The organism is Kribbella sp. NBC_00359, from assembly GCF_036097425.1.
GTDB lineage: Bacteria > Actinomycetota > Actinomycetes > Propionibacteriales > Kribbellaceae > Kribbella.
This window is the reverse complement of sequence record NZ_CP107975.1, coordinates 3,045,899-3,070,233: the sequence shown is the minus strand read 5'-3', so window position 1 is coordinate 3,070,233 and position 24,335 is coordinate 3,045,899. Positions and strand designations below refer to the sequence as shown.

Below are 24,335 nucleotides of genomic sequence, written 5' to 3'. Positions count from 1 at the left end.
GGCGTACTACGGGCGGCTGAGCGCGTCGGCGGCGCCGGCACCGCCGGAGACCGTGGCCAGCCCGTCGGCGTCGGTGGCCACCGGCAGCTCGAGCAGGTGCTTGCCGAGCTGCTCCGGCTCCGGCAGCGCTACCGGGTAGACACCGTCGAAGCAGGCGCGGCACAGCCGCTCCTTCGGCACGGTGGTGGCCTCGACCAACACATCCAGGCTGATGTATCCGAGTGAGTCGGCGCCGAGCGAGCGGCAGATCTCCTCGGTGTTCAAGCCGTTCGCGATCAGTTCCGCGCGGCTGGCGAAGTCGATGCCGTAGAAGCACGGCCACTTCACCGGCGGCGCGGTGATCCGGACGTGGATCTCCCTCGCGCCGGCTTCACGCAGCATCCGGATCACCGCGCGCTGGGTGTTGCCGCGCACGATCGTGTCGTCGACCACGACCAGCCGCTTGCCCTCGATCACCTCGCGCAGCGGGTTCAGCTTGAGCCGGATGCCGAGCTGGCGGATGGTCTGACTCGGCTGGATGAACGTGCGGCCGACGTACGCGTTCTTGACCAGGCCGGACCCGTACGGGATGCCGGACTCCTCGGCGTACCCGATTGCGCCCGGTACGCCGGACTCCGGGGTGGCGATGACGAGGTCCGCATCGGCCGGGTGCTCACGCGCCAGCCGGCGGCCGATCTCGACCCGGGTGGAGTGGATCCGCTGGCCGGAGATCTGGGTGTCCGGTCGGGCCAGATAGACGAACTCGAACAGGCAGCCCTTCGGGTCCGGCTCGGCGAACTTGGTCGAGCGGAGCCCCTCGGCGTCGATCGCGACGATCTCACCCGGCTCGACCTCGCGGATGAAGCTCGCGCCGACGATGTCGAGGGCCGCGGTCTCGCTGGCGATCACCCAGCCGCGCTCCAGCCGGCCCAGCACCAACGGACGGATGCCCTGCGGATCGCGAGCGGCGTACAGGGTGTTCTCGTCCATGAAGATCAGGCTGAAGGCGCCCTTGACCTTCGGGAGCACCTTCGCGGCGGCCTGCTCGATGGTGAGGTCCGGGTATCCGGCCAGCATCGAGGTGAGGATGTCGGTGTCGGACGACGCGCTGTGCTTGGCGTTCGCCTTCGCGTGCTCGACCTCGACGTCCAGGCCGAGATCGAGATCACCTTCACCGTTCAGGCTGGCGGCCAGTTCACCGGTGTTGGTCAGGTTGCCGTTGTGACCGAGCGCGATCGACCCGGTCGCGGTAGACCGGAACGTCGGCTGCGCATTCGCCCAGACGCTGGACCCGGTCGTCGAGTAGCGGCAGTGGCCGATCGCGATATGCCCTCGGAGTGACGCGAGCGTCGCCTCGTCGAACGCCTGACTGACCAGCCCCATGTCCTTGTAGACCAGAATCTGGCTGCCGTTGCTGACCGCGATCCCCGCCGACTCCTGCCCGCGATGCTGCAAGGCGTAGAGCCCGAAATAGGTGAGCTTGGCAACCTCTTCACCAGGAGCCCAGACCCCGAAGACGCCACACGCGTCCTGCGGCCCCAGGTCCTGAGGGTCAAGTTCATGAGTAAGCCGACCATCGCCACGAGCCACACCACCAGTCTACGGGACATCACACAGTGCCCCGACTCACACCGGAGCAGATGAGATCGGCGGCTCAGCGGGCGTGCGTCACCAGCAGGCCAGCGCGGGGCAGTTCGGCTGCGCGTCGGCGTTGGCCGCCGTCGGCGCAGCGGCGCCCACAGCGAGAAGCAGGGCGAAGCCGACTACAGTCAGCAACTTCTTGATCACGACTTGTCCCTTCAGAAATAATCCGGAACCAGCAATTGGGTGCTCATTGTCGACGCACTCTGTATATGGTCGGTTCCGACAAGTTCTGGGGAGAAGGATCGTGCTCGAGCCGCTGGGTGTGGATGAAGCCACCTTTGCGGTCTATCACGCCCTCCTCAGCCACCCAGACAGTACGCCGGACCAGATTGCCGCGCTAGTAAAGATGTCGGCGACCGAGGTTCACGAGCTGATGGACACACTCCGGAAACTCGATCTGCTGGTGCCGACCTGGACAAATCCTGGCGCGGAGCATGCTGTGCATCCGCGAGTAGGCCTGACCGGTCTGGCAGAGCGTCGCCGGAGCGAGCTGACCCGGCTACTGGGAGAGCTACGCGAGGCCGAGGCGTCGGCTGAGGTCGTCGCGGAGCAGTACAACGAACTCCTCACCGCGCGCAGTAGCGGTGACGTCGAGGTGCTCAAGGGCCGGGCCAACGCGTCACGCCGCATCGAGGAACTCGGCCTGAAGGCCAAAGAGACCTTCTGGGGTCTGGTGCCTACCCACATCGACGATTCGCTTCACACCCTCGAACAGTCACCTGACCTACCTCTGATCGAGCGCGGTCTCAAGATGCGTACGGTTTATCTGCAGAGCATGACCGCATCGAAGCAGGCGATGGAGTACGCCGCCGCAGTGCACCGGCTCGGCTGTGAGGTGCGAGCGACCCCTACCCTCCCGATGCGCCTCCTGATCCTTGATCAGGAGATCGCCATCATGCCGATGGATCCTGACAACCCCACCGCCGGTGCGGTCATCCACCGCAGCCCGGCCGTGGTCTCAGTCGCATTGGCCCTCTTCGACTCCTACTGGTCCAGAGCCACCGAACTGTTCGACCCGGACGACCGCGACGACGACGCCCCACTCACCCCGCACGAGGCGGAGGTACTGCGCCTCCTCGCCGGCGGAGCCAAGGACGAGCAGGTCGCTCGCCTGCTCGGCATCTCCCTTCGCACCGCCCGTCGCATCACCGCCAACCTCTCCGAACGCCTCGACGCCGCCAGCCGCTTCGAGCTCGGCGCAGCCGCTGCCAAGCGCGGCTGGGTCTGACTCCACGGTGTTCGATTCTCTGGGGTTGACCGAAACGACCCTGTCCGTCTACCGCGCGCTCCTGCAACAACCACATCTGGTTCGCCGATCCGGTATGACGGAACTGTGCGGCCAATTGACCTTGGCGCAGGACGCTGTTCAGGCCGAAATCGACCGACTGCGGGAATTAGGTCTGCTCGTGCCACGCTGGACCGCGGCCGACGAGGATTATCCGCTCCATCCGTCCATAGGATTCGAACGATTGGCGGCGAAGCGGCAACAGCAAATCGACGAGCTGGCCGGAGCCCTCCGTACCGACCAGCAAGCCGCCGGACAGTTCATTGCGGACTACAGCGAATTCCTGGTGCAGACCTCCACCCGCGATGTGGAGGTACTCAGAGGTCGCGACCGAGCCTATCAACGAATGCAACACTTTCAGCCGACGAAGTCGACGTGGACATTACAACCCGCGCCGGAGCCGCCGACTCACGCACCGAGCGACTCTCCCGATATCCCACTGCTCGCGCGAGGAGTGGATTCTCGGGCCATTTATCCTGAATCAGCGCTGCGGCATCCGGCCATTCGAGCGTACTGCTTGTACGTCATCGAACTCGGCGCCAAGATTCGAGTAGCACCGTCGCTGCCCATGAGGCTGATCATCTTCGACGGGGAGTCGGCGGTGATGGGGATCGATCCTGACGACACGTCCGTCGGCGCTGTCGTGCACCACAGTCAGGCTGTCGTACGGCTGGCCGAGGAGCTCTTCCTCTGCTATTGGAGCCGGGCGGTCGACCCGTTCGAGGAGCAGCAGCGGGCGAGGGAAGGCGGCATCAGTGCTCAGGAGAGCGAGTTTCTCCGATTGCTCGTGCAGGGGGCCACGGATGAACACGTGGCGCGAAAGCTCGGGGTTTCCATGCGAACGGTTCGGCGAATTGCGGCGAAATTGAACGAGCGGGTGGGGGCTTCGGGGCGGTTTGAGTTAGGGGTTCGGGCGGCGCAGCGTGGGTGGGTGGATTAGTCAGCCCCAGTCCCAGGCGCGGCGGGGTTTGCCGGATGGGCAGCACACAAGGATCTCCTCTGCGACGGGCGGCGAGAGGAACGGGCGCGCTGCCCATATTCCTCATCGCCGGAAGTCAAACAGAGGCGGAAGTTGGGGAGCAACGATCCGCGGTGGCCGGGGTGGGTCGTTGGCCGCAGGCGGCCAGGTTGTGGTCAACCGCTATCGGCGCGGACAAGAAACCGGACTGGACCGCTTGAAGCAGTCCAGTCCGGAAGTGTCAGGCGATTGCTACAAGGTCTCGTTCGCGACTTTCCCAGGGGACAACGTAATCACCGAGTCAGACCGTCTTGAGGGCGGCTAGGAGTTTGGTCAGGGAGTCTCGGGCGTCGCCGAAGAGGAGGGTGGTTCGGGGGTCGTAGAGGAGTTCGTTCTCGATGCCGGCGAAGCCGGGGCGCATGGAGCGTTTGAGGAAGATGACTCGCTGGGCCTCGTCGGCGTTCAGGATGGGCATGCCGTAGATGGGGGCCGACGGAGTGTTGCGGGCTGCCGGGTTGACCACGTCGTTGGCGCCGACGACAAGGACGACGTCGGTGGACTTGAAGTCGCCGTTGATGTCGTCCATCTCGCGGAGCTGGTCGTACGGGACCTGGGCCTCGGCCAACAGCACGTTCATGTGGCCGGGCATGCGGCCTGCCACCGGGTGGATGGCGTAGTCGACCTTGACGCCGCGGCTCTGCAGCTCCTCGACCAGGTCGCGCAGGGTGTGCTGCGCCTGGGCGACCGCGAGACCGTACCCGGGCACAATGATGACCCGGTTCGCGTACCCGAGCAGGATGGCGACGTCCTCCGCGCCACCCGAGATCACCGGCCGCTCGGACACCGTGCCGGCCCCCAGCGTCGACCCACCACGGACGGCACCGAAGAGGATGTTGAAGACCGACCGCCCCATCGCGTCGGCCATCAGCTTGGTCAGCAGCGTACCGGCCGCGCCGACCAGCGTGCCCGCGACCAGCAGCAGCGTATTGCCGAGCACGTAACCACTCGCTGCCACCGTCAGACCGGTGAACGCGTTCAGCAGCGAGATGACGATCGGTACGTCGGCCCCGCCCACTGGCAGCACCAGCATCACACCGATCGCGAGACCGATCAGGCAGAGCAGTACGCCGACCCACACGCGCGGATCGGAGACCAGCCACACGGCCAGCGCGATCCCACCGAGGATCGAGGCGATGAACAGCACCGGCAGACCGGGGAACGTCACCGGCCGCGTCGTCATCAGCTCCTGCAGCTTGGTGAACGTCACCACCGAACCGGAGAAGCTGACCGCGCCGACCAGGATCGTGAATGCCGAGGCGATCGCGGCCACCGTCGCGTCATCCGAGACCTCGCCCAGCTCGATCAACGCGACCAGCGCCGCCGCGCCGCCGCCGACGCCGTTGAACAAGGCAACGAGCTGCGGCATGTGCGTCATCTGCACCCGCCGCGACCCGACCACGCCGCCGATCGTGCCGACTGCGAGCGCGATCAGGATCGGCGCCAGATGGTCCGGCTTGTACGCGACGAACGTGATGATCACCGCGAGCACTGCACCCGCGGCGCCGAGCAGGTTGCCGGCCCGGGCGCTCCGCGGCGACGAGAGCGCCTTCAGGGCGACGATGAAGCAGACCGCGGCGACCAGATACCCGATCTGGGCCCAGGTGGGGATCACTTGTGCAGCTCCTTCTTGCGAGCGCCCGGACCTTTGAACATCTCCAGCATCCGGTCGGTGACCACGAATCCACCGACCATGTTCACCGTCGCGAGGACGACGGCCAGCAGCCCGACGATCACCACGATCGTCGAGTCGGCCTGCCCGGTGACGATGATGGCGCCGACCAGGATGACGCCGTGGATCGCGTTCGCCCCGGACATCAGCGGGGTGTGCAGGGTCGAGGAGACCTTGCTGATCACCTCGACCCCGACGAACGCGGCCAGCACGAAGATCGTCAGCAGCGCGATGGACTCACTCACAGGCCCTGTCCTTCTAGGAGTTCGCGGGTTGGCTCGTGCAGGACGCTGCCGTCGTGGGTGACGCAGCAGCCGCGGACGATCTCGTCGTTGAAGTCGGGGTCGAAGGCGGCATTGCGGGTCATCAGCCGGATCAGGTTGGTGAGGTTCTGGCCGTAGAGCCGGCTGGCCGGTCCGGCCATCTGGCTCGCGACGTTCGCGCCACCCCAGACCAGCGCGTTCCCGATGGTCAGTTCGGTGCCGGCCACGGATCCCTCGACGTTGCCGCCCTGCTCGGACGCCAGGTCGACCACGACCGACCCGGGCTTCATCTGCTCGACCATCGACCGCGACACCAGCATCGGCGCCGTCCGGCCGGGTACGGCGGCTGTCGTGATCAGAGCGTCCGCGGCGGCGACGTACGGCGCGAGCAGCTCGCGCTGGAGTTGAGCCCGCTCGGCCGTCATCTCGCGGGCGTATCCACCGGGGCCGTCGAGAGTGCCGAGCTCCAGCTCGATCGGTACGGCGCCCACCGAGGCGATCTCCTCGGCGGCCGCTGTCCGGACGTCGTACGCCTTGACGACTGCTCCGAGACGCTTGCAGGTCGCGATCGCCTGCAGGCCGGCCACCCCGGCGCCGAGGACGAGCACCTGGGCCGGCGGGACGGTGCCGGCCGCGGTCATGTTCAGCGGGAAGAAACGCGGCAGCCGCTCGGCCGCGACGATCGCGGCCCGGTAGCCGGCGACCAGCGCCTGGGAGGACAGCGCGTCCATCGACTGGGCCCGGGAGATCCGCGGGATCAGCTCCATCGCGAACGCGGTCAGCTTGGCCCGCGTGGCGGTCCGGACCACATCCGGCGGATTCGTCGGCAGGAACGACATCAGCGCCGTACCGGCGTGCAACCGCTGCAGGCGCTCGCGCTCGAGCGGCTGCACCGACGTCACGATGGTGGCCGCGTGGTCGGCACCCCAGGCGACCTCGGCACCGGCGTCGCGGTACTGCTCGTCGGAGAACAGTGCGCGCTCCCCGGCGGCCGGCTCGACCGCCACCTCGTAGCCGAGCTCGATGAGTTTCGCGACTTGTTCCGGCACCAGCGCGACCCGGCGCTCGGCCGGTCTGGTCTCCCGTACGACTGCGATCTTCACTCGCCGAAACCTATGCCAAACACTGGGTCGCCGGAAAGCCCGATCACGCCTGGTCTGCCAGGTTTTGAAGCAACAACGCCTCGGCGAGACACACCTTGGCGAACTCGGCGAGGTGCAGACCCTCGTCGATGCCGTGGGCGCGGGTGTCCGGATCCTCCACGCCGGTGACCAGGATCGAGGCCTGCGGGAAGGTCTGCTGGAACTCCGCGATGAACGGGATCGAGCCGCCCATGCCCATGTCGATCGGCTCGACGCCCCACGCGGTCGCGAAAGCGGACCGGGCCGCCTCGTACCCGGCGCCGCGGGCGTTGACGCTGCACGGCTGGCCGGTCTGTCCCTCGGTGACCGTGACCTGGGCACCCCAGGACGCGTGCGACTCGAGGTGCTCCTTCAGCGCCGCGCTCGCCTTGGTCGCGTCGTCGCCCGGCGCGACCCGCAGGCTGACCTTGGCCCGCGCGACCGGCACCAGCGTGTTACTGGCCTCCGCGACCGACGGTGCGTCGATCCCCAGTACGGCGATCGACGGGCGGGTCCACAGGCGGTCGACTAGCGAACCCGAACCGGTCAGCCGCACGGACTCCAGCACACTCGACTCGGCCCGCAGCCGATCCTCTGGGTACTCCACATCCGCCGCCCGGGAGGCGTGCAGCCCGTCCACCGCGACGTCACCCTTGTCGTCGTGCAGGGTGGCGAGCAGCCGGCACAGCGTCGACAGCGCGTCCGGGATCGGACCGCCGAACAACCCGGAGTGCACCGCGTGATCGAGCGTCCGCACCTCGACGTACGCCTCGACCAGGCCGCGCAGCGACACCGTCAGCGCCGGTCGGCCGATGTCCCAGTTGCCCGAGTCGGCGATCACGATCGCGTCCGCGGCGAGCTCGTCGGAGTACTCGTCCAGCAGCTGCAGCAGAGTCGGCGAGCCGATCTCCTCCTCGCCCTCGACGAACACGGTCACGCCGACGGGCAGGTCGTTGCCGAAGGCCCGTACGGCGGCCAGGTGCGCGGCGATGCCCGCCTTGTCGTCGGCCGCGCCCCGGCCGTACAGCCGGTCGCCCCGCTCCGTCGGCTCGAACGGGTCCGACGTCCACTGCTCGACCGGTCCGGTCGGCTGGACATCGTGGTGCGCGTACAGCAACACCGTCGGCTTCCCGGCCGGTGCGGCCTTCTTCGCGATCACGGCGGGCGCGCCGTCGTTGACCCGGACGATCTTCACCGTGAAACCTTCGGCCTCGAACAGCGCCGCGGTCGCCGCGGCGGAGCGCTGGACGTCGGCCGCGCGGGCCGGTTCGTAGCTGACCGACGGGATCCGGATGAGGTCCTCGAGGTCGGCACGGACACTGGGCAGAACGCGGTCGATCGCCGCTGACAGATCGGTCATGCGCCTACCGTACGGCGTCCGTTCGCGGAGCCGACGCCCGGGAAACCCTCGCGCGTTACTCATTGGCGATCTAATCTGGAATTCTCGTAGGTTTCCGCCCAGCCTCCAGAGGACTGGTACAACTGGGACGGCTCTGGCAAGAACCTGCTCCTGGTCGGGTCCTGCCGCGACGGCGCCGACTCGCAGCTCTACGGCATCGACCCGGCCACCGGCTCCACCGTCGGTGTCGTGGCGATCGCCGAGTCCCACGTCGGCGGCATCACGGTGAGCAAGGGCTGGGTGAAGCGCGGCCAGAAGGACCTCGACGCGGCGGCGCTGAGCGGCTTCCGTGCGCCGAGCATGACCGAGGGCATCACCGAGTACAACGGAACGGCGTACCTGGTCTACGAGTCCGGCTCATATCTCTAGGCCTCGGACCCGGCCACCCTCAACGTCATCCCCCGCATGCACAAGGCAACCTTCTCGTCCCTGACGTCGCTGGTCGCCTAGGACGTGTACGCCGCCGAAGCCAGCACGGCCTGACGCTCCTTCGTATCCCCGCGCACCTGAATCCGAAGCTGTGTCGTGCCGTTCACCTGCCGGTACTGCTCCACGACCGGCGGGTGGCTGCCGCAGGTGTGCTGGAAGGTGACGATCTGCACGCCGTCGGCGGTTTGGCCGTGATCCGCCGCGCCCGCGGTGCATCCCGGTGGTGCGCTGGCGCTGTTCGGCAGCGTTGACGAGGCGACCAGCCCGATGAAGACACCCTCGGTGTCCGAGTTGGTCTGCCACGTCGACGTGCTCGTGCTCACCACCAGCGATTTGCCGGGGTCGACCGCCTTCTGCGACCAGGACCGCGGCACATCGACCGACAGGTGATCGGTCGTCACCTTCACTGGGCGCGTCAGGACGTGGCGGTACCCGCCATAGCCTCCACCGGCCGCCAGCAGGAGCGCGACGAGGACGGCGATCACCCGGGAGCGGGCGGACCGCTTCGGCCGGGTGGCGACGGTCGACTGGTTGGACCTGGGCGGCTGGGTCGGCTCGGCCGCACTTGCCGACTGACCCGCGTCTGTCGACTGGCCCGAGTCCGTCGACTGGCCCGCGCTCGTCGACTGAACCGCGTCCGTCGACTGGCCCGCGCTCGTCGGCTCGGCCGCGCTGGTTGGCTGGCTAGCGCCGGACAGAGCCGTCGCCTGGTCGACGGCACCGGTCGCGGGCACCGGTGCGGGCATCTCGTCGGCCGGGACCAGCCCGGGTGGGACCTTCCCGGTGGTGTGGGCTTCCCGCAACGCGTTGAGGAAGCTGTCCAGGTCCGGCCAGCGCTTGTCGCGGTTCGGCTCGAGAGCCCGTCGTACGACGACGTCGATCGCGTCCGGGACGTCCTGGCGCAGTGTGGTCATCGACGGCGGTGGCTTCTCGATCTGCATCACCGCACCGAGGCTGGCCACGCCATGCGGTGCCTGTCCGGTGAAGGCGGCGTACGCGACCGCTCCGAGCGAGTACAGGTCCGCACGCTGGTCCAGCCGCTCTCCGAGCACCTGCTCGGGCGCGACGTACGCCGGAGTGCCGCCAGGCAACGTGATCCGGGAGACCTCGGCCAGCGACTTGCCCAGACCGAGGTCCGACAGCATCGCCCGGTCGCCGGCCGGATCGGTGTGGAACAGCACGTTGGCCGGCTTCACGTCGCGGTGCAGGACGCCGCGGGCATGCAGGTGCTTCAGCCCTCGGCCGACCTGGGTGATGATGCGCACGACCTCGGCGAACTCCAGCGGCCCGGCCTTGATCCGGTCCGCGAGCGTGCCGCCGTCGGCGTAGGTGAGAACCATGAACGGGCGGCCGTCGTCGGCCTCGCCGATGTCGTGCACGCCGACGACGTACAGCGAGTCGACCTTGCGGAGGAACCGCCCCTCGGCCAGGAACCGGCGCCGGACGTCGTCGTCCTCGATCCAGTTCTCGGACAGGATCTTGATCGCGACCTCGGCGTCGAGTTGCTCGTCGCGGGCCAGCCAAACGGTCGCGAAACCCCCGGCACCCACCCGGCGGACCAGGGAGTACCGGCCGATCCGCGGTGGCTGGTCCATGGCGCAATTATGCGCGATCGCTCCTGCGACTCGCTCGCCGGAGCAAACAATCCGGCGTCCTGGTGCGTCACAACGGTGCTCGGGTCATGACGTTAGGAGTCCGCTGATGCGGCAGAAGAACGGGCGCCTGATCGCCCTCGTCGCGGCCGTCGCCGTGGCCGCCATAGCCATCGGCGGAGCCCTCGCCTACCGCCAGGGCCCCCGAGACAACGCCCTGGCCAACGCCGCCCCGCTCTCAGGTACGCCGTCCCCCACCCCGAGGCCCACTCCGTCCGCAACCCCATCGAGCACCCCGACGGCGAAGCCCACCCCGTCCAGGTCCGGTCCGCTCAAGACCAAGGTCGAGCTCGCCAAGCTCACCCAGGGCCGAGCCCCGCAGGTCACCTACCTGTCCGGCCGCACGGTCCGCGGCGGAGCCGGCCGCGACGTGAAGATCCCGGGCACGGAGGACATCCAGGATGTCGCCCGCCTGAACCAGTCGGTGCTGGCCGTCGTCAGCAAGGGCACCGACACGGAGATGCTGACGATCGACGACTCCAGCGGCAAGGTGCTCCGGCACACCCCGGATGTCACCAGGATCGTGACGACCGAGGACGGCCGGGCCGCCGCCTATGTCGCCCTGCGCAGATCCGCGGAGAGTGACTCGACGCCGGGTGCCGTCATCTATGCGGAGCAGGAATCGGTCCAGAAGCTCACCCTGCCGGACGTCTGGGATCCTGTTCCGCTCGGCTACGTCGACGGCAAGGTCTACTTCCGGGCCGAGTCCGCGCACGGCGCCCTCACCTGGACCCTGTACGAGTGGGTCCCGGGTGCCTCGAAGGCGACCGCGATCAAGACCGTGCCGAAGGCGACCGCCCTGACCGGCGACGGCAAGCTCGCCGCGTCGCTGAGCAATCTGACCGACTACAACAGTTGCTCCACCGTCGTCGAGGTCGCGACCGGCAAGCGGCTCTGGCGTACCTGCGACTACCAGATCCACGGGTTCACCCTCGACGGCTCGACCGCCTTCGGCGGTCCGTTCTACGAGGACGGGTACGGCAGCGGCGTCGCATCGGCGTTGGACGCCAAGACTGGCGCCCTGCTGCACGAATGGTCCGGGGTCTTCCGGCAGACGGTCCCCGAAGACGACCAGCACCTGCTGATCCTGGCCGACGACGGCGAAGAGACCCCCGCCTCGATCATCCGCTGCACGATCACGACCGGCACGTGCGAACTCGCCACGCCGCCGGCCAAGGGCAACCTCCTGATCGGCAGCTGATCTGCCCTGAGCAGATAGCCCTGTGATGCAAGGGGTTTGAGGGCAGACTGACGCCATGGAGCGCATAGCGGTGCTGGCTGACGTGCACGGGGTATTGCCGGCGTTGGAGGCAGTGCTGGCCGAGGAGGACGTGCTGGCGGCTGATGTGATCGTGCTGGCGGGGGACATCGCCAGCGGGCCGCAGCCGGTGGAGACCCTGGACTTGCTCACGGAGTTGGGTGAGCGGGTGGTGTGGGTTCGGGGGAATGCCGATCGGGAGCTGGTGGAGATGGCCCGGGGTGCGTTCGACCGCGAGGCGCCGGATGCGGTGAGTCCCTGGGCTGCTGAGCAGTTGCGGGCGGACCAGGTCGAGTTGCTGGCCGGGTTGCCGACCACGGTGACGATCGGGGACACGATGTTCTGCCATGCGACGCCGCGCGACGACGAGGAGATGGTGCTGGTGGACAGCCCGATCTCCCGGTGGGCCACGGTGTTCGACGGCGTGCCTGCAGACATCCGGACAATCGTCTGCGGGCACACGCACATGCCGTTCGCCCGGCAGGTCGATCGGCGGCTGGTGGTCAACGCCGGCAGTGTCGGCATGCCGTACGGCGCTCCCGGGCCGAGCTGGGCTCTGCTGACTCCGGATGGCGTGCAGCTGCGGCGTGCACCACTCGACGCGGAGAAGGCTGCGGAGCGCATCGTTGCCGAGTCGGCGTTCCCGGATCGCCGCGCCTGGGTGGACGAGTATCTGCTGAACACCTACTCCGACACCGAGGCCTTGGAAGCGTTCAGACCACGTGCGGAGGGTTGAACAGCTACCGTCGAGGCATGTTCGCGCGGCGGCGGAAGCATTTCGGGACTCCGGCTGACAAGGCGACGTATGCGACCTTGCATACCGCCTCGCTGGCCACTCCGCACCTGCGCGAGGGTCTGACGCCCGCAGCGGCGGGTAAGGCCAGCCGCCACCTCAGAGACCTCCTCGGTACGGCGGCCATCGCGATCTGCGACTCCTCCGGCGTACTGGCATGGGACGGCGTCGGCGGACCCTACGAGAGCAACCATCGTGGTGACGCGAAGGCCATAGCGGCCCCAACACTGCGGTCCGGACGTACGGCGGTGCTCGGCGCACATGACGTGGCCTGTGGCGATCCGCAATGCCCGATCCGTACGGCGGTGGTCGCGCCGATCGTCACCGAGGAGCGAGTGGTCGCCGTACTGGTCGCGTACAGCATCCGCACGTCGGCTGCACTGGTCAGAGCGACTGAAGAGGTCGCCCGCTGGGTCTCCGGTCAGATCGAGCTGGCGGAGCTCAACAAGGAACGCACTCGCGCCATGGAGGCCGAGCTGCGCGCATTGCGGGCGCAGATCAGCCCGCATTTCATCTACAACGCCCTGGCCGCGATCGCGTCGTTCGTCCGGACCGATCCGGAGCGGGCGCGTGAGCTGTTGCTCGAGTTCGCGGACTTCTCCCGGTATGCGCTGCGGCGCGGTGGTGAGTTCACCACACTGTCCGACGAACTGCGCAACGTGGAGCGCTACCTGGTGCTGGAGCAGGCCAGATTCGGCGACCGGCTCAAGGTGTCGCTGCTGATCGCGCCCGAGGTGCTGCCGGTGGTGATCCCGTTCCTGGTCGTGCAGCCGCTGGTCGAGAACGCCGTACGGCACGGTCTGGAAGGTACGACCGGCGTCGGCCGGATCACGATCCACGCCAGGGATCGGATCAACGAGGCGGAGATCAGTGTCGAGGACGACGGCGCCGGCAGTGACCCCGAGGTGATCCGGGCCGCGCTGTCCGGCGAGTCCGGCAGCGACTCGGTCGGCCTCGGCAACGTCGACGCCCGGCTGCGACAGGTGTACGGCGACGCCTACGGCCTGGTCGTCGAGACCGCCGTCGACGCAGGCACCAAGGTGACTTTCCGAGTGCCCAAGTACTCCTCAGGAGTACACGCGGTGTCGCGTTGACCGTAGTGGTGGGTCGAACTAGCGTCGAAAACGATTCCCCGATGGCATCGGAGCATCGCCGTTGGAACGGGATTCACCTGGGCGGGGCAGGCGACGACCGGATCGCCTTCACAGAAGGCGATCGCGGCCTGCGAAGCGGTTTCGCGCGGCTCCATGGCGGTCTGCGGTGGAGCCTCCTGGAGGGAGCAGTTGCTCGTGCCAGGCAACAGAGCAGTGATCTACAAGGGCCCGGGCGAGGTAGCGGTCGAGACGATCGACTACCCGGGGCTGGAACTCAAGGACGGTCCGGGGGTCAACCCAGCGAACGTGGGTCGGCAGATTCCCCACGGAGCGATCCTCAAGGTGGTGGCCACCAACATCTGCGGCAGCGACCAGCACATGGTGCGCGGCCGGACGACGGCGCCGTCCGGGCTGGCGCTCGGACACGAGATCACCGGTGAGGTGGCCGAGGTCGGCCCGGACGTCGAGTTCATCAAGGTCGGCGACCTGGTATCGGTCCCGTTCAACATCGCCTGCGGGCGGTGCATCAACTGCAAGGAGGGGAAGACCGGTGTCTGCCTGAACGTGAACCCGGACCGGCCCGGCTCGGCGTACGGGTACGTCGACATGGGCGGCTGGGTCGGCGGGCAGGCGGAGTACGCGCTGGTGCCGTACGCGGACTGGAGCCTGCTGAAGATCCCGGACAAGGACCGGGCGATGGAGAAGATCCGCGACCTGGCCATGCTGGCGGACATCTTCCCGACGGGGTACCACGGCGCCGTCACGGCCGGCGTGGGAACCGGTTCGACGGTCTACGTCGCGGGTGCCGGCCCGGTCGGACTGGCCGCGGCCACGGCGGCGTTCCTGCTCGGCGCGGCGGTGGTCATCGTCGCCGATCTGCAGAAGGAGCGGCTGGCGCAGGCACGCAGTTTCGGGTGCGAGACGGTCGATGTGTCGCAGGGTGAGCCGAAGGACCAGATCGAGCAGATCCTCGGCACACCCGAGGTCGACTGTGCGATCGACGCGGTCGGGTTCGAAGCCCGTGGCCACGGCAGCGACGCCGGGACGGAACGCCCCGCGACGGTGCTGAACACGGTCATGGACGTCACCCGCGCCGGCGGTGCGGTCGGGATCCCCGGCCTCTACGTCACCGGTGACCCGGGCGCGAGCGACGATGCCGCGAAGACCGGCTCACTGTCGATCCGACTCGGCCTCGGCTGGGCCAAGTCGCTGGCCTTCACGACCGGACAGTGCCCGGTCATGAAGTACAACCGCCAGTTGATGGAGGCGATCCTGCACGACCGGACGCAGATCGCGAAGAACGTGAACGCCACGGTCATTCCGCTGGACCAGGCTCCGCAGGGGTACACGGACTTCGACAAGGGTGCGGCGCGCAAGTACGTGCTCGACCCCCACGGCATGATCAAGTAGCCGACCGGTGGATGGGAGCGGGTCGCGGCCTCGCTCCCGTTCCCCTGGAGCAGCCCCTCATGACCAGTGACAGCCGACTCGACCTCGAGTTCGCCTACACGTCGTACCAGGACTCCTGCCGAGACCTCTACTCGCCGTACTACTACTGCCGTCGGCCGCGCGGCCACGACGGCGTACATGCTGCGGGCTTCGGCTCGAGCCGCCTCAGATGGGAACACAAGCCCGACCACGCTCCGCACATGCTGTCCTGAGCAAGGCGAGCCGGCCCGAATACTCCTCAGGGGTGCACGCTTCGCCGTAGGGTGACGGCATGGCCGACACTCCGCTGCGCGCGCTGGTCGCGGACGACGAGGAGCCCGCCCTGGCCGAACTGGTGTACCTGCTCGAGCGCGACCCCCGGATCGGCCAGATCAAGACGGCGTCGAACGGACCGGACGCGCTGAAGATCCTGCACGACACGGACCTGGACGTCGTGTTCTGCGACATCAAGATGCCGGGCCTGGACGGCATCGACCTGGCCCGGGTGCTGTCCAAGTTCCGCCAGCCGCACCCGCAGATCGTGTTCGTCACCGCGTACGACGAACACGCGGTGGCCGCGTTCGACCTCCAGGCGGCCGACTACGTGATGAAGCCGGTCCGGGCCGAGCGACTGGCCGAGGCTGTTCGCCGGGTCGTCACCGCGGGCGCACCGTCCGCGCTGCAGACACCTGAGGAGACCGAGGACGCGACGATCCCGGTCGAACTGGCCGGCGTGACCCGATGGGTGAAGCGCTCGTCGGTCCGGTACGTCGAGGCGCAAGGGGACTACGCCCGCCTGCACACCGGCCAGAATTCACACCTGGTCCGGATCCCGCTCAGCACACTCGAGGAACGCTGGCGCGACGCCGGCTTCACCCGGATCCACCGCAGCACGCTGGTCGCCCTCGCCCACGTGGACGAGATGCGCGTCGACGGCGGCCGCTGCGCCGTCCGCGTCGGCGACGACTGGCTCCCGGTCAGCCGCCGCCACACCCGTGAACTCCGCGACCTCCTGGTCCGCTCGACCTCCCTGCGCGGATGAGGTGAGTACGCCGGAAGGCCCGCGACGGGTCCGGGTCACGAGCCCCCGGACCAGCGCCGCCCGCCGGCCCATCATCCCGACCGGTACGCGCGAGATCGACGAGCAGACCCGGCTCGGCGAGATCTACATGCACTCGCTGATCCAGTCCCAACTACGACTTGCGCTCGCCGTCATCGGCGGCGTCCTCCTCGTCCTCGGCAGCATCCCGTTGCTGTTCTGGCTGGTCCCGCCGACCCGCACGCTGTCCGTCCTCGGTCTGCCGTTGCCCTGGGTGCTGCTCGGCATCGCGATCTATCCCGTCGTTTATGGTGCCGCGCGCATCTATGTCCGCAACGCCGAGCGGATCGAGGCAGAGTTCACCGAGTTCGTCGGGCGGCAGTGACCATGTCTCCGGCGATGAGCCTGACCGCGATCGGATTGGTGATCGTGGCAACGATCGGGATCGGTCTGTTCGGCTTGCGGATCTCGCGGACCACCAGCGACTTCTACGTCGCCAGCCGCGCGGTCAGCCCGCGCTGGAACGCGTCCGCGATCAGTGGTGAGTACCTGTCGGCAGCGTCGTTCCTCGGTGTCGCGGGCCTGGTGCTGGTGAACGGCGCCGACATGCTGTGGTTCTCGGTCGGGTACACCGTCGGCTATCTGATGCTGCTCGTGCTGGTCGCCGCCCCGCTGCGTCGCTCGGGCGCCTACACGTTGCCCGACTTCGCCGAGACCCGCTTCGAGTCCCCGCTGGTCCGTCGGATCTGCTCCGGCCTGGTCGTCGGCATCGGCACGCTCTACCTGCTGCCCCAGCTGCACGGAGCCGGACTGGCCGTGCAGACCGTCACCGGCGCGCCGCCATACGTCGGGGCTGCGATCGTCGCGGTGATCGTGGTGATGAACGTCGCCGCCGGCGGCATGCGCTCGATCACCTTCGTGCAAGCCTTCCAGTACTGGCTGAAACTCACCGCGCTCGCCACGCCGATCTTCGTCATCCTGGTCGTCTGGCACCAACCGGTCGGCGTACTCGGCTCCTTGCACGGTGCGGCAGCGCAATGGGCCGAGCCGCTGTCCCGGGCCGGCGGCCGCGACCATCCGTTGTACGCGACGTACTCGTTGCTCTTGGCCCTTTGTTTCGGAACGATGGGCCTTCCGCACGTGCTCGTGCGGTTCTACACCAACCCGGACGGACGGGCAGCACGCCGTACGACGGTCGTCGTACTCGCGCTCCTCGGGTTCTTCTACTTGTTCCCACCCATGTACGCCGTCCTCGGCCGGTCGTTCGCGCCTGACCTGGTGAGCAGTGGCGCGGACACCGTCGTACTGAAGCTGCCCGGACTGGTTTTGCCTGGTACAGCAGGGGATTTGCTCGGTGCGCTGGTTGCGGCGGGGGCGTTCGCGGCGTTCCTGTCGACGTCGTCCGGGCTGACGGTCGCGATCGCCGGAGTGATCGACCAGGACCTGTTGCGGAGCCGGTTGCATCGGTGGACCGGTGGGGACTACGTGGCGGTGAACAGCTTCCGGATCGCGGCGCTACTGGCGATGACTGTGCCGTACCTGGCGTTCACGGTGACCGGTGCGTTGAGTCTCGCGGACACAGTCGGGCTCGCGTTCGCCGTGGCCGCGTCGACATTCTGTCCCCTTCTGGTGCTGGGGATCTGGTGGCGGCGGATGTCGACGACCGGTGCGGCGGCCGGGCTGGTCGTCGGCGGCATCGCGGCGAGCGCGGCGGCCCTGGTGAACGTGGTCGGCGCACCGCACGGCGGCTGGCCGCGGGCGCTGGTCGGCCAGCCGGCGGCGTGGACGATGCCGCTCGCGTTCCTGACCGTGATCGTGGTCTCGAAGCTCACCCCGGACCGCATCCCGGCCGGCACCGCCCGCAGCATGGTCCGCCTCCACACCCCCGAAGCAGTCGACGTCGACCGCGGCCTTCCCACCCGATGAGACCGCTCGTCGTGTGATTCCTACCGCTTGGCGCAGGTGGGTGATCCACCGGCCGACTGGTGTGGTCCGCTGAGCGCTCGATGCGTGTGGATGCTGTCGGTGCGACGTGACCGGGACCACAGTACGAGCAGCAGCAGCCCCTGCCGGTCCAAGCCGCCCGGCCTCGTCCCCCCGTTTGGAGGTCACGCGATGAGTGACACTCGCGAACCGGACCTGACGACGTACCGAGATGTCCAGATGTCCCCGGACTTCTCCGAACTGCGTCGCCGGTTCCGCAACTTCGTGTTCCCGATGACCGCACTCTTCTTGGTGTGGTACTTCGTCTACGTCCTGCTCGCCGCCTATGCGCACGACTTCATGTCGCACAAGGTCGCCGGCAACATCACCGTGGCCCTGTTGTTCGGCCTCGGTCAGTTCGTGTCGACGTTCGCCATCACGCTGATCTACGTCCGCTGGGCCGACCGCCGGCTCGACCCGGACGCCGAGAAGCTGCGCCACCAGATCGAGGGAGCCGAGCAGTGACCGCCCCATTGATGTTGCCGCTGGCAACCGAGATCGGCAATCCGACCGTCAACATCATCATCTTCGCGCTGTTCGTGGTCGCCACCTTGGCGATCGTGCTGCGGGCGTCGCGGAACAACAAGACCGCGGCCGACTACTACGCCGGCGGCCGGTCCTTCACCGGCCCGCAGAACGGCATCGCGATCTCCGGCGACTACCTGTCCGCCGCGTCCTTCCTGGGCATCGCGGGCGCGATCGCCCTGAACGGGTACGACGGCTTCCTCTACTCGATCGGCTTCCTGGTGGCGTGGCTGGTGGCCCTGCTGCTGGTCGCCGAACTGATCCGGAACACCGGCCGGTTCACGATGGCCGACGTCCTCTCGTTCCGCCTCAAGCAGCGGCCGGTCCGGATGGCGGCCGCGATCTCGACCCTCGGCGTCTGCTTCTTCTACCTGCTGGCGCAGATGGCCGGCGCCGGGGGTCTGGTCGCGCTGCTGCTCGGTGTCTCCGGCCGGACCGGGCAGAGCATCGTGATCGCGGTGGTCGGTGCGATCATGATCACCTACGTGCTGGTCGGCGGCATGAAGGGCACCACCTGGGTGCAGATCATCAAGGCCGTCCTGCTGGTGATCGGCGCGGGCATCATGACGCTCTGGGTGCTGGCGAAGTACACCTTCAATCTGTCCAGCCTGCTCGGTGCGGCCGTGGACAACAGCCCGGCCGCCGGCGAGAAGCTGCTGAACCCGGGTCTGCAGTACGGCGCAACGGGGATCAGCAAGCTGGACTTCATCTCACTGGCGCTCGCGCTGGTGCTCGGCACGGCGGGTCTGCCGCACGTACTGATGCGGTTCTACACGGTGCCGAACTCCAAGGAGGCCCGGCGCAGTGTCAGCTGGGCGATCTGGATCATCGGCATCTTCTACCTGTTCACCCTGGTGCTCGGGTACGGCGCCGCCGCGATCGTCGGCCCGGACCGGATCAAGGCCGCGCCGGGCAAGGCGAACTCGGCCGCACCGCTGCTGGCGTTCGAGCTCGGCGGTGAGCTGCTGCTCGGTGTCATCTCCGCGATCGCCTTCGCCACCATCCTGGCGGTGGTGGCCGGCCTGACGATCACCGCGAGTACGTCGTTCGCCCACGACATCTACGGCTCGATCATCAAGAAGGGCCAGATCAGCGGCGACGGCGAGGTCCGGGTGGCCCGGTACACCGCGGTGGTGATCGGCCTGGTCGCGATCGTCGGCGGCATCTTCGCCAACGGCCAGAACATCGCGTTCCTGGTGGCGCTCGCGTTCGCGGTCGCGGCCAGTGCGAACCTGCCGACCATCCTGTACTCGCTGTTCTGGCGGCGGTTCAACACCCGCGGCGCGCTGTGGAGCATCTACGGCGGTCTGGGCTCGGCGATCATCCTGATCGCGTTCAGCCCGGTCGTCTCCGGCAAGGTGGACGCGAAGACCCACGCCAGCCTGTCGATGATCACCGACACCTCGATCGACTTCCACTGGTTCCCGCTGGACAACCCCGGCATCGTCTCGATCCCGCTGGCGTTCTTCCTCGGCTGGCTCGGCACGGTCACCAGCAAGGAGCCGGTCGACGTCGACAAGTTCGCCGAGATGGAGGTCCGCTCCCTCACCGGCGCGGGCGCCGAGAAGGCGGTGCAGCACTAGACCTGTCAGGCAGGCCCTGCTGACTCGACGCGAACCTGCCTGACAGCCCCACCCCGAGAGACGGGCCCGGCACCTCGCCGGGTCCGTCTCTCGTTCAGCCGAACTGCAAGGTGGGCCAGAGTTCGAAGAAGGCGTCGCGGGAGCCGATGCCGCGGAACTCTTCGGCGGCGTGGAGGCGGCCGAAGGTGAAGGTGTTGCCGCCGTCGAGTTGAACCTGGACGGCGAGCTCGCGGAGGAGGTCGCGGGACACGACGCTGTCCTGATGTTCGCCCAGGACTTCCTGGACTTCCTCGGCGCGGGTGGCCAGAGCGCCCGCTTCGTCACCCAGGACGGGTACGGCGGACTCGGCGGCGTACCGGAGTCGTTTGGCGGCTTTGCGGACCTCGTGGAGTTCATGGTCCTGCTCAGCGCTGGTCTCGGCCGACTCGGCGCGGCGGACAGCCTTGCGCATCCGGCGCCAGTCGTGGTCGAGAATATCGGGGAGCTGCTTGGCGGCCTTGCGGTCTTCATCGGTCAGCGGCGGCTTGGCGATCAACTCGTCCAGCGTTTCGAGCAGGCGGAAGTAGCGCTCGCTCTCCAAAGCGGCCAGCGCGCCCGCCCGGCCGGCCTTGTAGACCCCGCGCAGATGGTCGTCGATGCGGCCGGCGACGCGGCCCATCACCAGTTCGACCGGCTGCTCGGCGACCTCCGCTGCGAAATGCTCACGCTGAACCTCGGCGTCCCGCGCTGCTCCGAGCTCACCCGCCAGCCACTTGAGCTCGACGCGGATCAGGTGACCGGCCGCACGATCGACGACCGGCCGGTACGTCGCCAGTGCCGACCGCAGTCGCCGTGTGGCCACCCGGAACTTGTGGATCGAGTCCGGGACATCCCGCCGTACCTCGGGGTCGCGTTCGCGGATCGCCTGCACCTGGGCACCGGCGTACGCGCGGAACACGTCCGAGGTCCTGGGCTTCTTCGGCAGCTCCAACGACTCGGGCGGCGGCACGCGGTCGCCGAGCGCCCGCGCGAGCTTGCTCGGACCAGCGGCCGGCTGGGCGCCCGCGGACCGCAGCGCCTCGTCCGCGGCCTCCAGCAACGCCTCGTCCCCGTTGACGAGCTCGACCTCCCACTCCCGCCAGCTCTCGGGCTCACCACCCTCGACGGTCGCGGTGACGCGGTCGTCAGCGAGCTCGGCGAGAACCTGGCCGTCCTCGCCCATGAGCCGATGGACGACTCGCTTGGTGTTCAGCGTGACGACGGGGATCAGCTCCTGATCGCGGACGTGCACCCGCACGGTGCGAACCACCGCGACCGGCACCTTCCGAACGGCCCGCCCGAGCGGGTGATGGACCTCCAGCCGCTCGTCATCCGACTGGGGGAACTTCACGTGCCAGCCGTCGTCCTCGCCGCCGGTGCGCCGGCGCAAGGTCACCTTGTTCGCAGCCAGGTCCAGGCCGGCGGTGTCGAAGTACACCGCCTCCAGGTCGAGCTTGACCGGTCGCGCCACCCTCGCGACTCCGGGCAGCTCGCGCAGCGCCGGAAGACTCGCGTCGTCGCCGACGTCGTACTTGGTCTCGATCTCCAGCTGCTCGGTAGGCGCCATACTCCCTTGTTTACCAGGAATTCATGAACTGGTCAGCTGAGCGCTCGTAGGTCCTCGATGAGACGCTCCACATCCCGGTCCGGTACGCCGTTGGGTGACGTCGGCCGGAGCTGCCGCCGCTGGTTGCGGTTGAGCCCCCGGCAGATCAGTACGACGAGCGCCAGCAACGTGATCATGTTCGTCCCACCGCCTTGAAGAACGTGTAGTGAAAGGTGCCACCGGACGCCGCGGCGTTCTCCAGGTCGCGGATGCCCGACGCCCACTCGACCGGCGTCCGCATCCCGGCGGCGATGGCGCGTTCGCGGACCGACTCGACCATCGCGATGAAGGTCTTGCGGGTGAAGCCGTCGACCAGGTGCGGCAGCGTCTCGTCGGCGTACACGGTGCACGGCCAGGCGCGGACGTCGTCGTACCCCGCGTCCTTGAGCAACGGCTGTAGGCGCCGGCCGATCAGCGCATCGCCGCCGGTCTCGGCCTGGAGGTCGCTCAGGCAGTCGATCACCGCTTGCGCCGCCGTACTGCGCGGGTGGAAGAAGGCTGACCCGTGGTCGCCCTCGATGACGGTGATCGTGCCGCCGGGCTTGAGCAGGCGGCGCAGTCCGGTGAGCGCGGCGTGCGGGTCCGGCAGGTGCTCGAGGACGAAGCACAGGAAGACGTGGTCGAACTCCTCCGCGGGCAACTCGTGCAGATTCGCGTGCCGCCAGTCGACTCGGGCGTCCGGTGCGATCGCGGCGACCCGGGCCTTGGCTCGCGCGAGTGATTCCTCGGAGATGTCGACGGAGACGAGGTCGATGCCGGGGCTGCGGGTCACCAGTTGCACCGTCTGTGCGCCGACCCCGCAGCCCGCCTCGAGGACGCGGCTCCCTGCCGGGTAGCTGGTGCCGTCGTGGAGAAGATCGGCCAGGGTCTGCGCCTGGTCCGCCAGCCGGCGGGTCTCCGCCGGCGTGTAGCCGTGCACGTAGTCGGTTCCCATAACTCCACGGTGCCGCCACAATGGTCCGGTGCACAGGTCCAATCCGAGCCAAAGTGACAGGTCCAATGGATCGGCCGCCGGTACGCCGCCGACCGGTCCCGAGGGCCTGGCCGGAGCCGACTTCCTGCAGCTGAATCCGGCGGACGCACCCGCGGGCGGCCTCGCGGACTGGCTCACCGACCGCCTCCGCGCGGCCATCTCCGACGGCCGCCTCCCCCTCGGCACCCGCCTCCCGGCGACCCGCGTCCTCGCCGCCGAGCTCCGCATCTCCCGAGGCGTGGTCACCGAGGCCTACCAACGCCTCACCGAAGACGGCCACATCACCGCCCGAGCCCGAGCCGGCACCACCGTCGTCGCCGCTCCCCTCACCACCACCGCACCGCCCGAGCACCGCGCCGGCGGCGCGGCCGCGCAGCATGCTGGGGAGGTGGACGGCTCTCGGCGAACTCCCACCGAAGGCCGTGGCCTTCGGGCGCGGCGGGATGGGAAGGGGGCGGTTGTCGAGCAGCCTGGTTTAGATGTGTTCGACAGTTTGCGGGCCGCGCCGGCCAGGATCGATCTGACGCCCGGGGTGCCGGATCTAGCGGCCTTTCCGCGGAGCGCCTGGTTGCGAGCCGAGCGGACAGTGCTGAACGACCTGGAGTCATCCGCATTCGGGTACGGCGACCCAGCCGGAACGCCGGCACTGCGCCGGGCAGTCGCGAACTGGCTGGCGCGCAACCGCGGCGTCGCCGCGGACCCGGATGACCTGATCATCGTGGCAGGCGTCTCGCAAGCGATCGGCCTGGTCGCACAGGTCCTCAAGGACCGCGGCATCACCGAGATCGCCGTCGAAGACCCCGGCTCGCTCGGCTCCCGGCAGCACCTGCAGAACTGGGGTCTGACCACGACCCCGATCCCGGTCGACGGTGACGGCCTCCGGGTCGACCTGCTCCGCGCGTCCGGCGCCGGCGTCGTGATGGCGACTCCCGCGCACCACTTCCCGACCGGCGTCGTACTGGAGGGCGAACGGCGGCGTGAACTGATCCAATGGGCCGCCGACGGCGGGCTGATCCTGGAGGACGACTACGACGCCGAGCACCGGTACGACCGTCCCCCAGTTCCCGCTCTGCGCGCGATGCTCACGGATCAGGTCATCTACGCAGGCAGCGTGTCGAAACTGCTCGCGCCCTCGCTTCGGATCGGCTGGATGCTGCCGCCACCGCAGCACAAGGACGCACTGATCGGCATGAAGCGCCTGGCCGACCTCGGCAACGCCGCGCTCCCCCAGCTCACCCTCGCCCAGTTGATGGAGTCCGGCGAGCTCGAACGCCAACTGCGCTTCCTCCGCCGCCGGCACCGGACCCGCCGCGACGCCATGGTCGACGCCGTCCGCAACTACTTGCCCACAGCAACCGTCCACGGCGCCGCGGCCGGCCTGCACCTCACCATCACCTTCGACGACTCGTCCAACGACGTCGAACTGGCCGCAGCCGCGCTCCACAAGGGGGTCAAGACCCACCCCCTCTCCTGGCACTGCCAACTCCCGCACGCCCCCGGCCTCGTCCTCGGGTACGCCGCCCGCACCCCGACCGAGATCACCGAGGCCATCGCCATCATCGCCGAGGTCAGGTAG

General features: G+C 68.5%; 23 protein-coding genes. 14 read left to right on the top strand and 9 right to left on the bottom strand.

Annotated features, from left to right (window positions below):
- Positions 1 to 6 precede the first annotated feature (6 nt).
- Positions 7 to 1,569 carry an amidophosphoribosyltransferase gene (gene purF / locus OG876_RS15005; protein ID WP_328525462.1) on the bottom strand — a complete coding sequence of 521 codons (1,563 nt, stop codon included), beginning with the start codon at positions 1,567 to 1,569 and terminating at the stop codon, positions 7 to 9.
- Between the two features lie 298 nt (positions 1,570 to 1,867).
- Between purF and OG876_RS15000 the strand changes: the two genes are divergently transcribed.
- Both OG876_RS15000 and OG876_RS14995 read left to right on the top strand, forming a co-directional pair.
- Positions 1,868 to 2,851: a helix-turn-helix transcriptional regulator gene (locus tag OG876_RS15000; protein ID WP_328525461.1), complete on the top strand. Its 984-nt coding sequence runs from the start codon at positions 1,868 to 1,870 to the stop codon at positions 2,849 to 2,851.
- 25 nt (positions 2,852 to 2,876) lie between these two features.
- Positions 2,877 to 3,848 (top strand): helix-turn-helix transcriptional regulator, encoded by a 972-nt coding sequence (locus OG876_RS14995; RefSeq protein ID WP_328525460.1) that lies wholly within the window; start codon positions 2,877 to 2,879, stop codon positions 3,846 to 3,848.
- A 319-nt stretch (positions 3,849 to 4,167) separates the two neighbouring features.
- Here the strand turns inward: OG876_RS14995 and OG876_RS14990 are convergent, their stop codons facing one another.
- From OG876_RS14990 to OG876_RS14975, 4 genes are read right to left on the bottom strand one after another with little or no spacing between them, the layout of a single operon-like run.
- The gene (locus OG876_RS14990; protein WP_328525459.1) at positions 4,168 to 5,538 is read right to left on the bottom strand and encodes an NAD(P)(+) transhydrogenase (Re/Si-specific) subunit beta; all 1,371 of its coding nucleotides are present in this window, start codon (positions 5,536 to 5,538) and stop codon (positions 4,168 to 4,170) included.
- Positions 5,535 to 5,840: an NAD(P) transhydrogenase subunit alpha gene (locus OG876_RS14985; RefSeq protein ID WP_328525458.1), complete on the bottom strand. Its 306-nt coding sequence runs from the start codon at positions 5,838 to 5,840 to the stop codon at positions 5,535 to 5,537. Before OG876_RS14985 ends, OG876_RS14990 begins: the two co-directional genes overlap by 4 nt.
- Positions 5,837 to 6,961, bottom strand: a complete 1,125-nt coding sequence (locus OG876_RS14980; protein ID WP_328525457.1) for an NAD(P) transhydrogenase subunit alpha — start codon at positions 6,959 to 6,961, stop codon at positions 5,837 to 5,839. The genes OG876_RS14985 and OG876_RS14980 overlap by 4 nt, the downstream gene beginning before the upstream one ends.
- A 43-nt stretch (positions 6,962 to 7,004) precedes the next feature.
- Positions 7,005 to 8,339 (bottom strand): dipeptidase, encoded by a 1,335-nt coding sequence (locus tag OG876_RS14975; RefSeq protein WP_328525456.1) that lies wholly within the window; start codon positions 8,337 to 8,339, stop codon positions 7,005 to 7,007.
- A 228-nt stretch (positions 8,340 to 8,567) separates the two neighbouring features.
- Here OG876_RS14975 and OG876_RS14970 point away from each other — a divergent pair, with 228 nt between their 5' ends.
- Positions 8,568 to 8,747, top strand: a complete 180-nt coding sequence (locus tag OG876_RS14970; protein WP_328525455.1) for a hypothetical protein — start codon at positions 8,568 to 8,570, stop codon at positions 8,745 to 8,747.
- 77 nt (positions 8,748 to 8,824) lie between these two features.
- On the opposite strand, the gene OG876_RS14965 is transcribed toward OG876_RS14970, so the two are convergent.
- Positions 8,825 to 10,402, bottom strand: coding sequence for a serine/threonine-protein kinase (locus OG876_RS14965; protein ID WP_328525454.1), 1,578 nt, complete (start codon positions 10,400 to 10,402; stop codon positions 8,825 to 8,827).
- Positions 10,403 to 10,508: 106 nt separating this feature from the next.
- Between OG876_RS14965 and OG876_RS14960 the strand changes: the two genes are divergently transcribed.
- The 10 genes from OG876_RS14960 (at position 10,509) to OG876_RS14915 (ending at position 20,162) form a co-directional block, all read left to right on the top strand.
- Entirely contained in the window at positions 10,509 to 11,660 is a 1,152-nt protein-coding gene (locus tag OG876_RS14960) for a hypothetical protein (protein WP_328525453.1), read from the top strand.
- A gap of 55 nt (positions 11,661 to 11,715) precedes the next feature.
- Positions 11,716 to 12,453, top strand: coding sequence for a metallophosphoesterase family protein (locus tag OG876_RS14955; RefSeq protein WP_328525452.1), 738 nt, complete (start codon positions 11,716 to 11,718; stop codon positions 12,451 to 12,453).
- Between the two features lie 17 nt (positions 12,454 to 12,470).
- The gene (locus OG876_RS14950) at positions 12,471 to 13,604 is read left to right on the top strand and encodes a histidine kinase (protein WP_328525451.1); all 1,134 of its coding nucleotides are present in this window, start codon (positions 12,471 to 12,473) and stop codon (positions 13,602 to 13,604) included.
- Between the two features lie 195 nt (positions 13,605 to 13,799).
- Positions 13,800 to 15,014, top strand: coding sequence for a formaldehyde dehydrogenase, glutathione-independent (fdhA, locus tag OG876_RS14945; RefSeq protein ID WP_328525450.1), 1,215 nt, complete (start codon positions 13,800 to 13,802; stop codon positions 15,012 to 15,014).
- Positions 15,015 to 15,073: 59 nt separating this feature from the next.
- Positions 15,074 to 15,265 (top strand): hypothetical protein, encoded by a 192-nt coding sequence (locus tag OG876_RS14940; protein ID WP_328525449.1) that lies wholly within the window; start codon positions 15,074 to 15,076, stop codon positions 15,263 to 15,265.
- 59 nt (positions 15,266 to 15,324) lie between these two features.
- Entirely contained in the window at positions 15,325 to 16,074 is a 750-nt protein-coding gene (locus tag OG876_RS14935; RefSeq protein ID WP_328525448.1) for a LytR/AlgR family response regulator transcription factor, read from the top strand.
- Position 16,075: 1 nt separating this feature from the next.
- Positions 16,076 to 16,456, top strand: coding sequence for a hypothetical protein (locus OG876_RS14930; RefSeq protein ID WP_328525447.1), 381 nt, complete (start codon positions 16,076 to 16,078; stop codon positions 16,454 to 16,456).
- A gap of 14 nt (positions 16,457 to 16,470) precedes the next feature.
- Positions 16,471 to 17,997, top strand: a complete 1,527-nt coding sequence (locus tag OG876_RS14925; protein ID WP_328525446.1) for a sodium/solute symporter — start codon at positions 16,471 to 16,473, stop codon at positions 17,995 to 17,997.
- A 189-nt stretch (positions 17,998 to 18,186) separates the two neighbouring features.
- A complete protein-coding gene (locus OG876_RS14920; protein WP_328525445.1) occupies positions 18,187 to 18,519 on the top strand; it encodes a DUF485 domain-containing protein in 333 nt (110 codons plus the stop codon).
- 11 nt (positions 18,520 to 18,530) lie between these two features.
- Positions 18,531 to 20,162, top strand: coding sequence for a solute symporter family protein (locus OG876_RS14915; RefSeq protein WP_328526912.1), 1,632 nt, complete (start codon positions 18,531 to 18,533; stop codon positions 20,160 to 20,162).
- Positions 20,163 to 20,256: 94 nt separating this feature from the next.
- On the opposite strand, the gene OG876_RS14910 is transcribed toward OG876_RS14915, so the two are convergent.
- Genes OG876_RS14910 through OG876_RS14900 form a run of 3 tightly spaced genes read right to left on the bottom strand, consistent with a single transcriptional unit; the run spans position 20,257 to position 22,720 of the window.
- The gene (locus OG876_RS14910; protein ID WP_328525444.1) at positions 20,257 to 21,747 is read right to left on the bottom strand and encodes a CYTH and CHAD domain-containing protein; all 1,491 of its coding nucleotides are present in this window, start codon (positions 21,745 to 21,747) and stop codon (positions 20,257 to 20,259) included.
- Between the two features lie 32 nt (positions 21,748 to 21,779).
- A complete protein-coding gene (locus OG876_RS14905; protein ID WP_328525443.1) occupies positions 21,780 to 21,923 on the bottom strand; it encodes a hypothetical protein in 144 nt (47 codons plus the stop codon).
- The gene (locus OG876_RS14900; protein WP_328525442.1) at positions 21,920 to 22,720 is read right to left on the bottom strand and encodes a methyltransferase; all 801 of its coding nucleotides are present in this window, start codon (positions 22,718 to 22,720) and stop codon (positions 21,920 to 21,922) included. The genes OG876_RS14905 and OG876_RS14900 overlap by 4 nt, the downstream gene beginning before the upstream one ends.
- A gap of 28 nt (positions 22,721 to 22,748) precedes the next feature.
- On the opposite strand from OG876_RS14900, the gene pdxR reads away from it, so the two are divergent.
- The gene (pdxR, locus tag OG876_RS14895) at positions 22,749 to 24,335 is read left to right on the top strand and encodes a MocR-like pyridoxine biosynthesis transcription factor PdxR (RefSeq protein ID WP_328525441.1); all 1,587 of its coding nucleotides are present in this window, start codon (positions 22,749 to 22,751) and stop codon (positions 24,333 to 24,335) included.